The sequence below is a fragment of the Geobacter sp. DSM 9736 genome (genome assembly GCF_900187405.1).
Taxonomy (GTDB): Bacteria; Desulfobacterota; Desulfuromonadia; order Geobacterales; family Geobacteraceae; genus DSM-9736.
The window spans coordinates 3317322-3331071 of the sequence record NZ_LT896716.1; the positions used below are offsets into that span (position 1 = coordinate 3317322).

General features: G+C 53.5%; 13 protein-coding genes and 1 tRNA gene. 12 read left to right on the plus strand and 2 right to left on the minus strand.

The features are described 5' to 3' along the window. The first annotated feature begins 3 nt into the window (after positions 1-3). The 6 genes from atpG (at position 4) to CFB04_RS14935 (ending at position 6067) form a co-directional block, all read left to right on the plus strand. The gene (atpG, locus tag CFB04_RS14910; protein ID WP_088536125.1) at positions 4-867 is read left to right on the plus strand and encodes an ATP synthase F1 subunit gamma; all 864 of its coding nucleotides are present in this window, start codon (positions 4-6) and stop codon (positions 865-867) included. Positions 868-931: 64 nt separating this feature from the next. Beyond that, positions 932-2344 (plus strand): F0F1 ATP synthase subunit beta, encoded by a 1413-nt coding sequence (gene atpD, locus CFB04_RS14915; protein WP_088536126.1) that lies wholly within the window; start codon positions 932-934, stop codon positions 2342-2344. A 79-nt stretch (positions 2345-2423) separates the two neighbouring features. Next, positions 2424-2837, plus strand: a complete 414-nt coding sequence (locus tag CFB04_RS14920; protein WP_088536127.1) for a F0F1 ATP synthase subunit epsilon — start codon at positions 2424-2426, stop codon at positions 2835-2837. 73 nt (positions 2838-2910) lie between these two features. After that, positions 2911-3924, plus strand: a complete 1014-nt coding sequence (gene pdxA, locus CFB04_RS14925) for a 4-hydroxythreonine-4-phosphate dehydrogenase PdxA (protein WP_088536128.1) — start codon at positions 2911-2913, stop codon at positions 3922-3924. A gap of 2 nt (positions 3925-3926) precedes the next feature. After that, on the plus strand, positions 3927-4892 hold the full coding sequence (locus CFB04_RS14930) for a transglycosylase domain-containing protein (protein WP_304441143.1): 966 nt from the start codon (positions 3927-3929) through the stop codon (positions 4890-4892). Positions 4893-5002: 110 nt separating this feature from the next. Then, the gene (locus CFB04_RS14935; RefSeq protein ID WP_088536129.1) at positions 5003-6067 is read left to right on the plus strand and encodes an HD domain-containing phosphohydrolase; all 1065 of its coding nucleotides are present in this window, start codon (positions 5003-5005) and stop codon (positions 6065-6067) included. A gap of 1 nt (position 6068) precedes the next feature. Here the strand turns inward: CFB04_RS14935 and CFB04_RS14940 are convergent, their stop codons facing one another. After that, the gene (locus CFB04_RS14940) at positions 6069-7073 is read right to left on the minus strand and encodes a hypothetical protein (protein WP_088536130.1); all 1005 of its coding nucleotides are present in this window, start codon (positions 7071-7073) and stop codon (positions 6069-6071) included. Between the two features lie 197 nt (positions 7074-7270). Here CFB04_RS14940 and CFB04_RS14945 point away from each other — a divergent pair, with 197 nt between their 5' ends. Then, the gene (locus CFB04_RS14945; protein ID WP_088536131.1) at positions 7271-8353 is read left to right on the plus strand and encodes a type IV pilus twitching motility protein PilT; all 1083 of its coding nucleotides are present in this window, start codon (positions 7271-7273) and stop codon (positions 8351-8353) included. A 73-nt stretch (positions 8354-8426) separates the two neighbouring features. On the opposite strand, the gene CFB04_RS14950 is transcribed toward CFB04_RS14945, so the two are convergent. Continuing rightward, positions 8427-8503 (minus strand) — tRNA-Pro (locus tag CFB04_RS14950). Between the two features lie 138 nt (positions 8504-8641). Here CFB04_RS14950 and CFB04_RS14955 point away from each other — a divergent pair. Genes CFB04_RS14955 through mqnC form a run of 5 tightly spaced genes read left to right on the plus strand, consistent with a single transcriptional unit; the run spans position 8642 to position 13748 of the window. Further along, positions 8642-10048 (plus strand): UbiD family decarboxylase, encoded by a 1407-nt coding sequence (locus CFB04_RS14955; protein WP_088536132.1) that lies wholly within the window; start codon positions 8642-8644, stop codon positions 10046-10048. A gap of 29 nt (positions 10049-10077) precedes the next feature. Next, a complete protein-coding gene (locus tag CFB04_RS14960) occupies positions 10078-10974 on the plus strand; it encodes a 4-hydroxybenzoate octaprenyltransferase (RefSeq protein WP_088536133.1) in 897 nt (298 codons plus the stop codon). Beyond that, entirely contained in the window at positions 10971-11588 is a 618-nt protein-coding gene (locus CFB04_RS14965) for a UbiX family flavin prenyltransferase (protein WP_088536134.1), read from the plus strand. The genes CFB04_RS14960 and CFB04_RS14965 overlap by 4 nt, the downstream gene beginning before the upstream one ends. Continuing rightward, positions 11578-12687: an aminofutalosine synthase MqnE gene (gene mqnE, locus CFB04_RS14970; RefSeq protein ID WP_088536135.1), complete on the plus strand. Its 1110-nt coding sequence runs from the start codon at positions 11578-11580 to the stop codon at positions 12685-12687. The genes CFB04_RS14965 and mqnE overlap by 11 nt, the downstream gene beginning before the upstream one ends. Beyond that, positions 12684-13748 carry a cyclic dehypoxanthinyl futalosine synthase gene (gene mqnC / locus CFB04_RS14975; RefSeq protein WP_088536136.1) on the plus strand — a complete coding sequence of 355 codons (1065 nt, stop codon included), beginning with the start codon at positions 12684-12686 and terminating at the stop codon, positions 13746-13748. The genes mqnE and mqnC overlap by 4 nt, the downstream gene beginning before the upstream one ends. Positions 13749-13750: the final 2 nt, after the last annotated feature.

The following is a 13750-nucleotide window of genomic DNA, read 5'->3' on the forward strand; positions in this document are numbered from 1 at the left end:
TTTATGGCAAGTCTGAAAAGTATAAAAAAGAGGATCGTCTCGGTCAAGAACACGAGGCAGATCACCAAGGCCATGAAAATGGTCTCGGCAGCCAAGCTGCGCCGCGCCCAGGAGAACGTGGTTGCCGCCCGCCCCTACGCAAAGAAGCTTGCAGAGGTGCTGGAGAGGCTTGCACGTCAGCAGGACGCTGATGTTCATCCCCTCATGGAGAAGCGGGAGGCCCGCAAGGCTCTCCTCATCCTGGTAACTTCCGATCGCGGTCTGTGCGGCGGTTTCAATGCCAACATCAGCAAGGCCGCCGAGCGGTTCGTCAAGGAGCGGAAAGGCTCCTACGAAGAACTCTCGATCCTCACCATCGGGCGCAAGGGGTACGAGTTCCTCAAGAACCGCCAGAAGATCTACAAGAACTACACGAGCGTCTTTTCGAACCTCAATTACCAGACTGCGGCGCTCCTCGCCCAGGAGGTGGTCGAGGGGTACCTCAACGAGGAGTACGACGAGGTATTCCTGCTCTACAACGCCTTCAAGAGTGTGATGTCCCAGGACATCACCCTTCAGCCGCTTCTTCCCATCACACCCCCGGCTGCGCAGGAAGAGGAATACGCTCCCGAGTATATATACGAGCCGTCGAAGGCCGAACTGCTCGGCGAGCTGCTGCCGAAGCACATCGAGGTTCAGCTCTTCAAGGCGCTCCTCGAATCGGTTGCTTCGGAGCACGGGGCTCGGATGACGGCCATGGACAGCGCCTCCAAGAACGCCAGCGAGATGATCGGCAAGCTCACTCTGCAGTACAACCGAGCCCGTCAGGCCGCGATCACAACGGAGCTCATGGAGATCATTTCCGGCGCCGAATCGATTAAGGGATAGACCTTAGCCTATAAAGAATTTCAAAAATAGAGGCCTCAACCGGGCCGCAGGAGGAAGGGTAGCAATGAGTCAGAACAAAGGGAAAATTTCGCAGGTCATCGGCGCCGTCATTGACGTCGAATTCGAGCCGGGCAAGCTCCCCGCTATCTACAACGCACTTCGCGTGACGAATCCGGCCATCGACGACAGGGAGTACAACCTTGTTCTCGAAGTCGCCCAGCACCTGGGGGAAAACTCGGTACGTACCATCGCTATGGACTCCACCGACGGTCTCGTGCGCGGGCAGGAGGTTCTCGACACCGGGAAGCAGATATCGGTGCCGGTCGGCCGCAAGACCCTCGGCAGGATCCTCAATGTCATCGGCGAGCCGGTTGACGAGATGGGTCCCGTAAACGCCGAGAAGGAGTACGGTATCCACCGCGAAGCCCCCGCTTTCAGTGACCAGTCCACCAAGGTCGAGGCATTCACCACAGGCATCAAGGTTGTCGACCTTCTCGCTCCATACGCAAGGGGCGGAAAGATCGGTCTCTTCGGCGGCGCTGGCGTCGGCAAGACCGTTCTCATCATGGAGCTCATCAACAATATCGCCAAGCAGCACGGTGGCTTTTCCGTCTTCGCCGGGGTTGGCGAGCGTACTCGCGAAGGAAACGACCTCTGGATGGAAATGAAGGAGTCGGGTGTTCTCGACAAGGCCGCGCTTGTTTACGGCCAGATGAACGAGCCGCCGGGTGCCCGCGCACGCGTCGCGCTCTCCGCGCTCTCCATCGCCGAGTACTTCCGTGATGAGGAAGGCCAGAACGTTCTCCTCTTCGTAGACAACATTTTCCGTTTTACCCAAGCAGGTTCCGAGGTTTCAGCGCTTCTCGGCCGTATCCCCTCTGCCGTCGGTTACCAGCCGACGCTGGCCACCGAGATGGGTGAGCTTCAGGAGCGGATCACCTCCACTACCAAGGGGTCCATTACCTCCGTTCAGGCCATCTACGTTCCGGCCGACGACCTTACCGACCCTGCACCGGCTACCGCCTTCGCCCACCTCGACGCGACGACGGTTCTTTCCCGTCAGATCGCCGAGCTCGGGATCTACCCGGCCGTTGACCCCTTGGACTCCACCTCCAGAATTCTCGATCCCCAGGTCATTGGTGAAGAACATTACGCAATTGCACGTCAGGTGCAGTACGTTCTTCAGAAGTACAAGGACCTTCAGGACATCATCGCGATTCTTGGCATGGATGAACTTTCCGAGGAAGACAAGCTTGTTGTCGCCCGTGCAAGAAAGATCCAGCGCTTCCTCTCGCAGCCGTTCCATGTGGCCGAGGCATTCACAGGCTCCCCTGGCAAGTACGTCGAGCTCAAGGACACGATCAAGGGCTTCAAGGAGATTGTCGAAGGCAAGCATGACGAGATTCCGGAGCAGGCGTTTTACATGGTAGGCACCATTGAAGAGGCTCTGGAAAAGGCGAAGAAGCTCGCTGCATAGAAACTCGAACATGTAGGGGCGCGCCTGAAGGCGCGCCCGCACGAAGCGGACTCTGTCCGCCCCTACAGGAACCGGATATATGGCAGAAAAACTTAAACTGGAGCTAGTTACTCCATACAAGAAGGTACTTTCGGAAGAGGTGGACGAAATCACCGCCTCCGGCTCGCTCGGCGAATTTGGCGTGCTGCCGGGGCACGCTCCGTTTCTCACCTCCCTCAAGATCGGGGAACTTTCCTACAAAATAGGCGGAACGGTACATCATTTGGCCGTGAACTGGGGCTACTTCGAAGTCGAGGACGATAAGGTGACTGTACTTGTCGAGACAGCTGAACGCGCAGACGAAATAGATCTGCAGCGTGCCAGAGCAGCGCTTGGTAGAGCCGAAGAAGCGTTGAAACGCCTTACTCCAGAGGACAAAGACTTCAGGAAGTACGAAGCCGCTCTGGAACGTGCACTCATAAGGGTTCAGGTTGCTGGGAAAACCGGAAGGTAGATCTAATATTCATCGCATTGAAGAGCGGCTTTGCCGCTCTTTTTTTTTAGGCAAAGTTTTGCGTGAGGAATATATGAAAAAACCTCTCATATCCGTTACGATGGGCGATCCGACGGGAATCGGACCGGAGATAATTGCTTCTGCTCTCAGCGATCCAGATGTGCGAAGAATGTGCTGCCCATTTGTTGTAGGTGACAGCGAGGCAATGGCCCGTGCTGTCCGGATAACCGGGGTTAATCTTAACATTCGAACTGTCTCCTCGATTAAGGAGGTGTCAGACCATGAAAACCAGGTATGTTTGCTTCCTATGACCAAGTTGTCGCAACGAGACCTGGAATTTGGAAAGCCGACAGATGCTGTAGGGGAGGCAGTGTACAGATACATCGTCGAGGCTACACGCCTGTGCATGGCTGGTGCTGCCGATGCCATGGTCACAGCACCGATAAACAAGGAGGTCATGAACCGAGCAGGACACAATTATCCAGGGCACACCGAACTATTGGCAAAACTTACCTCCTGCGATAATTATGTGATGATGCTTGCGGGAACCCGCCTGCGTGTATCCCTTGTAACTATCCATGAACCACTTCGGGCAGTACCGTCTTTGCTCTCGACCGAGCGGGTACTGAAAACCATCAGGACGACCTGGAAGGATGTTTCCACATATTTTTGTACAAATCCCAGACTAGCCATCCTGGCGCTGAACCCTCATTGCAGCGAGGGGGGAATGTTCGGTGATGAGGAGGAGTCGATAATAAAACCTGCGGTAGATGCTGCGTGCGCCGAAGGAATAAACGCAGTAGGACCCCTTTCTGCTGATACACTTTTTCATTTCGCTGTCGGAGGGGAGTATGATGCCGTGATTTGTATGTACCACGATCAGGGGCTTATTCCTCTTAAGCTCCTTCATTTCGACGACGGTGTGAATGTCACACTGGGACTTCCCATCATTCGGACCTCAGTGGATCATGGTACGGCCTACGGGCTGGCGGGTACAGGAAAGGCATCCCCTGCAAGCATGATTGCCGCTACAAAAATGGCCACGGAGATGGCAATCAGGAAATTGCGTCTGGAGATAGAGAAATAATAATGAGTATGGTTAAGAAGGCCTTCATAGTGTTCCTCCTCCTCGTGCTAGGGTACGGCGCATACATCATTTTTTCGCTGTTGTCCCTTCCATCGGTGGAGGAACTGAAAAACCGGAAGATGAGTATCAGTATCAAGGTCAAGGATTGGAAAGGAAAGTATCGGCCTTACGTGCTGGGTCCCAGGAATCGTTATTGGACACCTTCTGCCAGCATACCTCCGGAGATGAAATGGGCGGTCATTCTCGCCGAGGATGCGAACTTCTACAAACATGAAGGCATCGATATCAAAGCCATCAAAAATGCAATAATGTATGACCTGGAGAAGAAAAGCCTCGCCAGAGGTGCTTCTACTATTACACAGCAGGTAGCGAAGAATATATTTCTGACACGGGAAAAGACAATCACCCGAAAGATCAAGGAAGTAATTCTTGCAAAACGGATGGAGCAGGAGCTGACGAAAGGAAGAATAGTCGAGCTCTATCTGAATGTTGTTGAGCTCGGTCCCATGGTATACGGGATAGGACACGGAGCTCGCTACTACTTCGGCAAGTCTGCCGTAGAACTTACCCCCCGTGAGTGCGCCTTTCTTGCCGCAATGCTTCCCGGGCCGCGGGTAGCCTACAACCCATATAAAAACCTCGCAAAAGTGACGAAACGTTCTGAGATGATCCTCCGACTGCTGCGCAAGAATGGTGTCCTGTCGGACATTGAGTATCAGGCAGCGTTGGCGGAGGTGCCGAATGTGGGACGGCTCCAGAAAAAAGTTGATGAGACTATAAAGAAGGCAGAGATCTTCACTACTGTTACAAGCGCGGGTGCTGTACCCACAGGGGGCCCCGGAGATCAGCAGGATTCGACTCTTCAAGGGCCACCGGAGCCTGTCAAAGATGGTTTAGTCGAGTCAACTGAAAGACCGGCAACACCCACACCTGAAGAGCCGCCACCTACAGGCGACCTCGAACAATAGTACATTTCAGCTGGATCCCGCACTCCTTTTGCCGCCTGCTTCCTCAAGTCAAGACTGAAGATGACGATAATCCATAGAGGACTTTGGCTGCCCGGAGGCAGGGGGGAACCATGGAAATGAAAGGTATTGTGCAGGTTGTAGATGATGACACGTTCGTGCTTGAAAGCGTTTCCACGCTGCTGGAGGCGTATGGCTACATGGTGTATCCCTGCAACAGCGCTTCGGTAGCCTTGGAGAGATTTACGCGGGATACGTATGATGTAGTTCTGACCGATGTAAACATGCCTCACATCACAGGGATTGATCTTCTTGGAAAAATAAGGGAGCGGGACAAGGAAACGCCGGTGATCCTCATGACGGCATTTGCCGAGCTGGATATGGCTGTATCGGCTATCAAAATGGGGGCATTCGATTTCATTGTAAAACCGTTTAACCCACCATACCTCGTTCACGCCATCGAGAAAGGTGTAGAGTACAAGCGACTCATCCAGATCGAGAAGCACTATAAGGCAGAGCTCGAAAATGTAGTCAGGAAGAGGACAGCGGAACTGGGCAAGGCTCTCGACCTTTTACAGAGCATGAGCCGGGAAACCATCGAACGCCTTACTTCCGCTGCAGAGCTGAGAGACGAAGACACTGGCAGGCACATCTCCCGTATCGGTCTTTATGCTAAATTGGTGGCGACTACCCTTGGAATGCCGCATGACTTCGCGGAAAATATTTCGGTGGCCAGTGCCATGCATGATGTAGGTAAAATAGGGATACCAGACGCAATTCTTCTGAAACCAGGAAGGCTGGAGAGGGAGGAATTCGAAACTATAAAGAGTCACACTCTGATAGGCGAAAAGATTCTGCACGGCTCTTCTCACCCAATGCTGCAGATGGCGGCTTCAATCGCACTAAATCATCACGAAAGGTGGGACGGTACCGGTTACCCGAACGGGCTGAAAGGGAAGGATATCCCGATTGAGGGACGCATTATCATGCTTGTCGACCAATACGATGCGCTGCGCAGCAGACGTGTCTATAAGCAGCCCCTGACGCACGCAGCCGCGTATAGGATAATAACAGAGGGAGACACTCGTACCATGCCCGAACATTTCGATCCTGAAGTTCTCGAAGTCTTCAAAGCGCATGAAAAAGCTTTCGCAGAAATATACGATTCCATCGACTGAACTATATCCTGAAGCCCTCAATTTCCCTGTCACCGAAGGTGTTGCAGATCATAAAAGAAGATCGTTCTTCCCCCCTGGCGGTCAGTATCTTACATTCTTGTCCGGGCTCAGCCTTGGTGTACCTGAGGATAACGCGCCCGGCTGTCTGAAGTAGACTCTCTGAAACCTCACCCATGACAACTCCGAGTGGGCTGCTCCCGTCGAGCCACCGAAGGGTGGCTTCCCCATTCTGCACAGATCTATCGAGAAGCTCATTCTCAGCCTCATTACGTCCAACTAGCAGCTTCGTATTGCTGCCGATACGGAAATGACGTCCGACCTTGAGAAGGCGGAAGTCGCGCAGGTTAAGATTATCAGTATGATCAAAGATGTCTCTTATTTTTGAGACAAAAGAGAGCTCGGTGAGAAGGCATCCTCCTGCAGGACAGGGGTAATTCGTAACGTCCAGTTCTTCGGCCAGCTGCATCTGCTCTTTTCGAGAACGTCCCTGAATGGCAAGCAGCTTTTCCCGGTCAACCCACCCTTCCAACTCGGGAAGGGTCGGCTCGAAATGTTTGGCAGATAGAGGCCGGAGCAAGAGGCCTTCGAGTCCGCTCTCCCTTTCGATAATCCGCAAAGTCTCCCGCCGCTGGCTCATGGGGCGCTGGCCCAGTACTTCACCTGTAATGACGAAGTCAGCACCACTCTCAGCCATATACTCGCGAGCTTTCCTGAGGAGAAAGATGCGGCAGTCTACGCAGGGATTCATTCCTTTCCCGTAACCGTGACGTGGATTCCGAACGACCTCAAGATAGTCGATACCCTTGTTCATAACCTTTATTGGAATGCCGAACTCCTCGGCAACCCGGACGGCTTCTGATTTACATCCGGCATTTTTTCCTGTGCAGGTGCAGAAGGGGGAGGTGAAGTTGAGGGCTTCGACCGAGATCCCTTGTTCGAGCATGACCTTCACTGCAAGAGTCGAATCGAGGCCACCGGAGAGGAGGGCGAGGGCTTTGCGCTTCATAATTGGCTCCTGTGGGACCATGGCGGATTGAGTAGAACGCTTTGCCACGGGACCGATATTGTCGCAGAAACATATCATAGCCGGTTGTCTAAGAGAACCAGATTCTGTTTCAGTAAGGGAGGAAAGGAGCCGAAGCGAAGGGAAGAAGAATATGGAAATAGCTGAGGTATTTGACGGTGGTAAAGGAGAGAGCTTATATGGCACGTATAGACGCATTGTTTCGGATGATGAAGGAGCAGGGAGCTTCCGACCTGCACCTTTCCACCGGTTCTCCCCCTATTTTCCGGCTTCATGGGGAGATGGAGCGGCTGAACTTCAAAGCGCTGTCTCATGACGAGCTAAAATCGATTCTTTACGAAATCTTGACCGAGAAGCAGAAGGAAGAGTTCGAAAAAAAAAATGATTTGGATTTTGCCTACTCCGTGGAGGGCTTGGCCCGGTTCCGCGGTAACCTTTTAATGCAGCACAGAGGAGTAGCAGCAGTATTCCGGATCATTCCGAGCAAGATACTGTCAGCGGACGACCTGGGGCTTCCGGAGGGGGTCCGGAAGTTGACAATGCTGAAGAAAGGGCTCGTTCTGGTTACGGGGCCTACAGGATCAGGAAAATCGACTACGCTGGCCGCGATGATCGACCTGATCAACTCAACTCGCAAGGAGCATATATTGACGCTGGAGGACCCGCTGGAGTTTGTGCATGAAAACAAGATGTCGTTGTTCAACCAGCGGCAGATCGGAGAACATTCCGAGAGCTTTGCTTCGGCACTCCGTGCGGCGTTGCGTGAAGACCCGGATGTGATTCTGGTCGGTGAAATGCGGGATCTTGAGACTATCAGCTTGGCGATGAGTGCTGCGGAGACGGGGCATCTCGTATTCGGTACCCTCCATACCAATTCGGCAGCAAAAACCATCGATCGGATAATCGATGTATTTCCCAAGGATGCACAGGAGCAGGTGAGGGCGATGCTTTCAGAATCGCTGAAGGGGGTTATCTGTCAGCAGCTGCTACGAACGGCAGATGGCAAGGGGAGAGTTGCTGCTCTGGAGATAATGATTGGGACTCCTGCAATAGGAAATCTGATACGAGAGGGTAAAACGTTCCAGATCCCCTCCATCATGCAGACAGCCAGAAAGGACGGAATGCAACTCGTGGATCAGCATCTCCTCGACCTTGTGAAGGCAAACAAGGTTGCGCCGGAGGAGGCATATCGCTGTGCCATGGATAAAAAACAGTTCGAGCAGTACCTTTCACCTGCAGCACCCTCAGGCGAAGTGCGATAAGCTGGTGAGGCCAGGGCGGCGAATATCCAAAAAAGAAAGGGTTACAGCTAAAGCCGTAACCCTCTCGAAATTCTGGTCGGGATGAGACGATTCGAACGTCCGACCCCCTGCTCCCGAAGCAGGTGCGCTACCAGGCTGCGCTACATCCCGACATCGACTTATATAGCTTTTCCCCCTCTCTTTGTCAAACACTTTCCCAGTCATTTCCCCCATAAAACAATTGTCATGCAGCCGGTGAAGTGTTAAAAAATAAAGTTTCCGTTCCGAGGAGCCAAGAGGTGATAAGGCGTGCCAATTCATGACTTGCATGAATTTTTGGGTATCCTTGAGGAGCTGGAGGAGCTCCACAGGGTGCGGGTTGAGGTGGATCCCGTTCTGGAAATATCATCTATCACTGCGAGGGTGAGCGGGCAGGAGGGCGGGGGGAAGGCCCTCCTATTCGAACGGGTAGCAGGTTCGCCGTTTCAGCTCGTGACCAACATATTCGGGTCGCCGCGAAGGATGGCTCTTTCCCTGTCGGTTAAGAATATCGTTGATGTCCAACGACGCATGGAGGTTCTCCTGGCGGGTGGTGACCCCTGGCGAAAAGGCCTTGTGTCCTTTCATCCGGTAGAGAAGGCGGGTTGTATATGTCAGGAAGTCTGGGAGGGCCCCTCTGCGCTGAACAGCTACCCTTTCCTAAAGAACTGGCCGGCGGATGGGGCCGGAGGCGGGGGCGGTCGTTTTATCACACTACCACTCGTCATTACCCGTGATCCCGATGATGGCACCATCAACTGCGGCATGTATCGGACCGAGCTGTTCGACGATCGTACCTGCGGCATTCACTGGCGACCGGGAAGCGGAGGAGCCGCTCATTACCGGAAGTACGCATCTCGTGGGCTCCGGACTCCGGTAGCCGTAGTTGTCGGGGGAGACCCGGCTGCTGTTGTTGCAGCATCACTGCCTCTTCCCGAAGAAGTAGATGAGCTTGCCTTTGCAGGCTTTCTGCGCGGAGAGCCGCTCGATGTTGCACGCTGTAGGACTTCCGATCTTGTTGTGCCCGCTGCAGCCGAGATGGTGATCGAAGGCTACCTAGAGCCGGGGGAGGCGCGGCAGGGGGGACTTTTCGGGAATCATACGGGGTTCTACGCTTCAGCCGGCGAAGTTCCAGTTTTGAGAGTTCTTTCCATTTCCAGAAGAGATGCACCGATCTTTCCTGCGACGGTTGTAGGAAGACCACCCATGGAAGATTGCCACATGGCGAAGGTCATGGAGAGGATCATGCTGCCCCTGACCCGATGGCACCTCCCCGAAATTGAGGAGATAAATCTTTTGACGGAGGGAATATTTCATGGCTGTGCCGTCATATCCATCAAGAAAACTGATCCCGGGCAGGGGTTGCGGGTAATTGAGAAACTTAAGACGGATGGGTGGCTGAAGGGCTCACGACTTCTCGTGGTTGTGGACGCTGATGTCGATCCTCACAATCTGTCGATTTCTTCATGGCGCGTGTTCAATAACGTTAACTGGAGCCGCGATACCATTACATATAGCACCCCGGTCTACGGGTCATTACCGCATGGTGGTTGTTTCGGCATCGATGCCACCCGAAAATTTGTCGAGGAGATCGGCTCGCGGTGGCCAGAGGAGATCGGAATGCCGGTAGCGGTAGAGGAAATGGTCACCCGTAGATGGCGTGAATACGGATTGTAGCTGTGAAAATTGGTGTGTGAGGTGCAGTGATGGACATTCAGGAGAACATAGAAATGGGCGCACTGGCCAGAATCAGAATTTTCCTGGAGATGATCAAGTTTAGCCACACCGTCTTCGCTCTTCCCTTTGCATTTACTGCAGCGCTGCTCGCTGCCAACGGACTACCCACTGGTTATCAGACCTTCTGGATTATTATGGCGATGGTCGGAGCACGCACCGCCGCCATGGGACTGAACCGGATAATCGATGCGGAGATAGATGCAGAGAATCCTCGTACCTGCGGGCGAGCCATACCTGCTGGACTCCTTGGGAAGGGGACGGTTTTGTTATTCATCGCTCTATCGACAATGCTCCTTCTCTACGCCGCCTACCGGCTCAACCCGCTCTGTCTGTATCTTTCACCAGTCGCTCTCGGTTTTCTCCTGCTCTATTCTTATTGCAAGCGCTTCACTTCCCTTGCCCACGTGGTGCTCGGCATATGTCTCGCCGGAGCTCCACTCGGGGCATGGATCGCAATTAAGGGAGACATCGGACTGCCAGCGCTGCTCCTTGGAGTTGCAGTTCTTTTCTGGGTAGCGGGCTTCGACATCTTGTACGCCCTTCAGGATGTGGAATTCGACAGGGGCAAAGGGCTTCATTCTATTCCAGTCAAGTTCGGAGTGCACGGCTCTCTCTGGCTTGCGCGACTCTTTCACCTGTCGATGCTGGGGGCACTCGCAGCTTTGCTGATAACTTCCGGGCTCGGGTGGATATTCGGCTTCGGCTTGGCTGTTACAGCCGGGATGCTCGGGTATGAGCACTGGCTTCTACGAAGAGGGGACCTTGCAAAACTCGATGCTGCCTTTTTCAACATGAACGGTTACATAAGTATCACGATCTTCCTCTTTACCCTGGCTGAAGTGGTAGTGGGTAGAGGCGGGGCATGATGCTCAGGTTAGTTCTAGGCATAACTGGGGCGTCTGGCGGTATTTACGGGATAAGGCTTGCCCAGGAGGTTTTGCGGGCAGGCATACATCTGAGCCTGCTTATCAGCCGGGCTGGGCTTCTCGTGCTCAACGAGGAATGTGGAATGGATCTGGACATCGATTCTTCGGCAGGGGTGCGTCAACGGCTGTACGAATATTTAGATGTGGATGCCGAACGCCTTGTGCTCTACGAAGAGAGCGATCTCCTTGCGCCCATTGCCAGTGGTTCGTCAGCTCCTGATGCAATGGTGGTCTGTCCTGCCAGTATGGGTACTGTTGCCAGGATTGCGTGCGGCGTATCTTCGAATCTACTCGAACGCTGTGCCGACGTGATGCTGAAGGAACGCCGCCCGCTAGTGCTCGTTCCGCGCGAGACTCCTTTCAGCCCGATTCATCTGGAAAACCTGCTTAGGGTGGCACGTGCCGGTGGTATCATCCTCCCAGCGATGCCCGCTTTTTATCATCACCCTGCAACAGTGGATGACATCACTGACTTTGTAGTCGGTAAGATACTCGATTCGCTAGGAATTGATCACTCTCTTTTCCGCAGGTGGAGGGGAGAGGATGGTGACTGACATGCTCGATAGTATATGCCGGAAGGTCGACGATGGGGAACGGATTACGGAGGAAGAGGCCCTTTTCCTCTACCGTACTAAGGATCTGCTGGCCATCGGTGAACTCGCCGCCAAAATTAATGAGCGAAAGAATGGCAAGTGTGTTTCTTTTAACGTTAACAGGCATATCAACTACACCAACGTCTGTGTCAATCGCTGCAAGTTCTGTGCGTTTTTCCGGGCCCCCGGTGAACCCGGCGCGTATACCTACAGCCTTGAGGAGATCAGGAGCCGCGCACAGGAAGCCATGCACCAGGGGGCGACGGAAATTCACATTGTAGGTGGATTGCACCCCGACCTCCCCTTTGAGTTTTATCTGGAGATGTTGGCAAGCGTGAAGAGCCTGTCTCCTGATCTGCATGTCAAGGCGTTCACCGCGGTCGAAATAGAGTACCTTTCCAGGCTTGCGCGGTTGTCGGTGCCTGATACACTGCGTTGTCTCAAAGAAGCTGGACTAGGCTCCCTTCCTGGGGGAGGTGCTGAAATTCTCGGGGACCGGGTTCGCCAGCAAATATGCCCTGAGAAGATTTCTGGAGAGCATTGGCTGATGATCATGGAAGAGGTTCATCGTGCCGGTCTGAAATCGAATGCTACGATGCTCTATGGACACGTCGAATCTTTTGAGGACAGGGTGGAGCATATGCGTCTTCTCCGTGACCTCCAGGACAGGACAGGAGGCTTCCAGGTGTTCATCCCGCTGGCGTTTCAGCCCGAAAATTCAGCACTCACCATTTCGGGGGTAAGGAAAACCTCCGGGGTTGATGACTTGAAGACGCTTGCCATTGCTCGCATCTATCTCGATAATTTCACGCATATTAAAGCGTACTGGATAATGCTCGGTGAAAAAATTGCCCAGGTTTCCCTTTCTTTCGGAGTCAATGATCTGGATGGTACGGTAGTTGAGGAAAAAATAGGCCACGATGCAGGAGCGGCATCGCCCCAATGCATGAGCAGGGAAGATATCATCGTCATGATCAGCAAGGCAGGTAAGATACCTGTTGAGCGGGACACGCTATATAACGCATTGCGAGTATACGGGACGGAAGAGCAGATACAATGACGGTGGATCTTATTACAAAAATCAGTGAAGGGGCTCGCATCGAAAGAGCAGAGGCCCTTGCTCTGCTTGAGAGTGCCGATCTTTTGCCTCTGGGGCGTCTTGCTGCGGATATTCGCTGGCGACTGCACCCGGAACCCGTCGTCACGTTCGTAGTCGATCGTAATGTCAATTATACCAACATCTGCGAATCGAAGTGCTCCTTCTGCGCTTTTTACCGGGAGCCCGGGGCAGCTGACGGCTTCCTGCTTGACGAGGAGGAGATCTTTTCCAAGATAGCGGAGCTGGTAGCGCAGGGTGGAACCCAGCTTCTTATGCAGGGAGGCTTGCATCCATCTCTCAAAATCGAGTTTTTTGAGACTCTCTTTCGTGAAATAAAACAAAGATTTCCCTCGGTCCAGAACCACTCTCTTTCACCCGCTGAAATAACGCATATCGCAGGTAATTCAGGTCTGACAGTGGCGGAAGCAATTACACGCCTCAAGTCTGCCGGTCTGGATTCACTCCCCGGAGGAGGGGCTGAAATTCTCGTTGACAGTATCCGTCAGGAGATTTCACCAAAGAAGATCGGATGGGGAGGCTGGGCGGCGGTTATGCGGGAAGCTGCTCGGCTTGGTATGCCGACAACTGCAACCATGATGTTCGGGAGCCGGGAGAAGGCCGTCGATATCGTAGAGCATCTTTTCCGTATTCGTGAGCTTCAAGACGAGGGGGGGTCGTTTACGGCGTTCATCCCCTGGACCTACCAGCCAGGAAATACCGAGCTTGGCGGAAAGACTGCCAGCGGGATCGAATACCTGAAAGTCCTGGCGCTGTCGCGGATTGTTCTCGACAATATTCCCAATATCCAGGCGAGTTGGGTAACTCAAGGGGCTAAAATGGCCCAGGTTGCCCTGTTTTTTGGAGCAAATGACCTGGGTGGAACGATGTTGGAAGAAAACGTTGTCGCAGCAGCGGGATGCCGTTTCCGTATGAGTATGGAGGAAATGGTTGCACTTATACAGGGAGCCGGACTCAAGGCGGCTCAGCGGTCCACCCTGTATACCATCTTGCGGTACAGTTGAAA

What these genes read in the sequence shown, in the direction of transcription:
- atpG (WP_088536125.1), top strand. Translation starts at nt 4, where the DNA reads ATGGCAAGTCTGAAAAGTATAAAAAAGAGGATCGTCTCGGTCAAGAAC.
- atpD (WP_088536126.1), top strand. Translation starts at nt 932, where the DNA reads ATGAGTCAGAACAAAGGGAAAATTTCGCAGGTCATCGGCGCCGTCATT.
- CFB04_RS14920 (WP_088536127.1), top strand. Translation starts at nt 2,424, where the DNA reads ATGGCAGAAAAACTTAAACTGGAGCTAGTTACTCCATACAAGAAGGTA.
- pdxA (WP_088536128.1), top strand. Translation starts at nt 2,911, where the DNA reads ATGAAAAAACCTCTCATATCCGTTACGATGGGCGATCCGACGGGAATC.
- CFB04_RS14930 (WP_304441143.1), top strand. Translation starts at nt 3,927, where the DNA reads ATGAGTATGGTTAAGAAGGCCTTCATAGTGTTCCTCCTCCTCGTGCTA.
- CFB04_RS14935 (WP_088536129.1), top strand. Translation starts at nt 5,003, where the DNA reads ATGGAAATGAAAGGTATTGTGCAGGTTGTAGATGATGACACGTTCGTG.
- CFB04_RS14940 (WP_088536130.1), bottom strand. Translation starts at nt 7,073, where the DNA reads ATGAAGCGCAAAGCCCTCGCCCTCCTCTCCGGTGGCCTCGATTCGACT.
- CFB04_RS14945 (WP_088536131.1), top strand. Translation starts at nt 7,271, where the DNA reads ATGGCACGTATAGACGCATTGTTTCGGATGATGAAGGAGCAGGGAGCT.
- CFB04_RS14960 (WP_088536133.1), top strand. Translation starts at nt 10,078, where the DNA reads ATGGACATTCAGGAGAACATAGAAATGGGCGCACTGGCCAGAATCAGA.
- CFB04_RS14965 (WP_088536134.1), top strand. Translation starts at nt 10,971, where the DNA reads ATGATGCTCAGGTTAGTTCTAGGCATAACTGGGGCGTCTGGCGGTATT.
- mqnE (WP_088536135.1), top strand. Translation starts at nt 11,578, where the DNA reads ATGGTGACTGACATGCTCGATAGTATATGCCGGAAGGTCGACGATGGG.
- mqnC (WP_088536136.1), top strand. Translation starts at nt 12,684, where the DNA reads ATGACGGTGGATCTTATTACAAAAATCAGTGAAGGGGCTCGCATCGAA.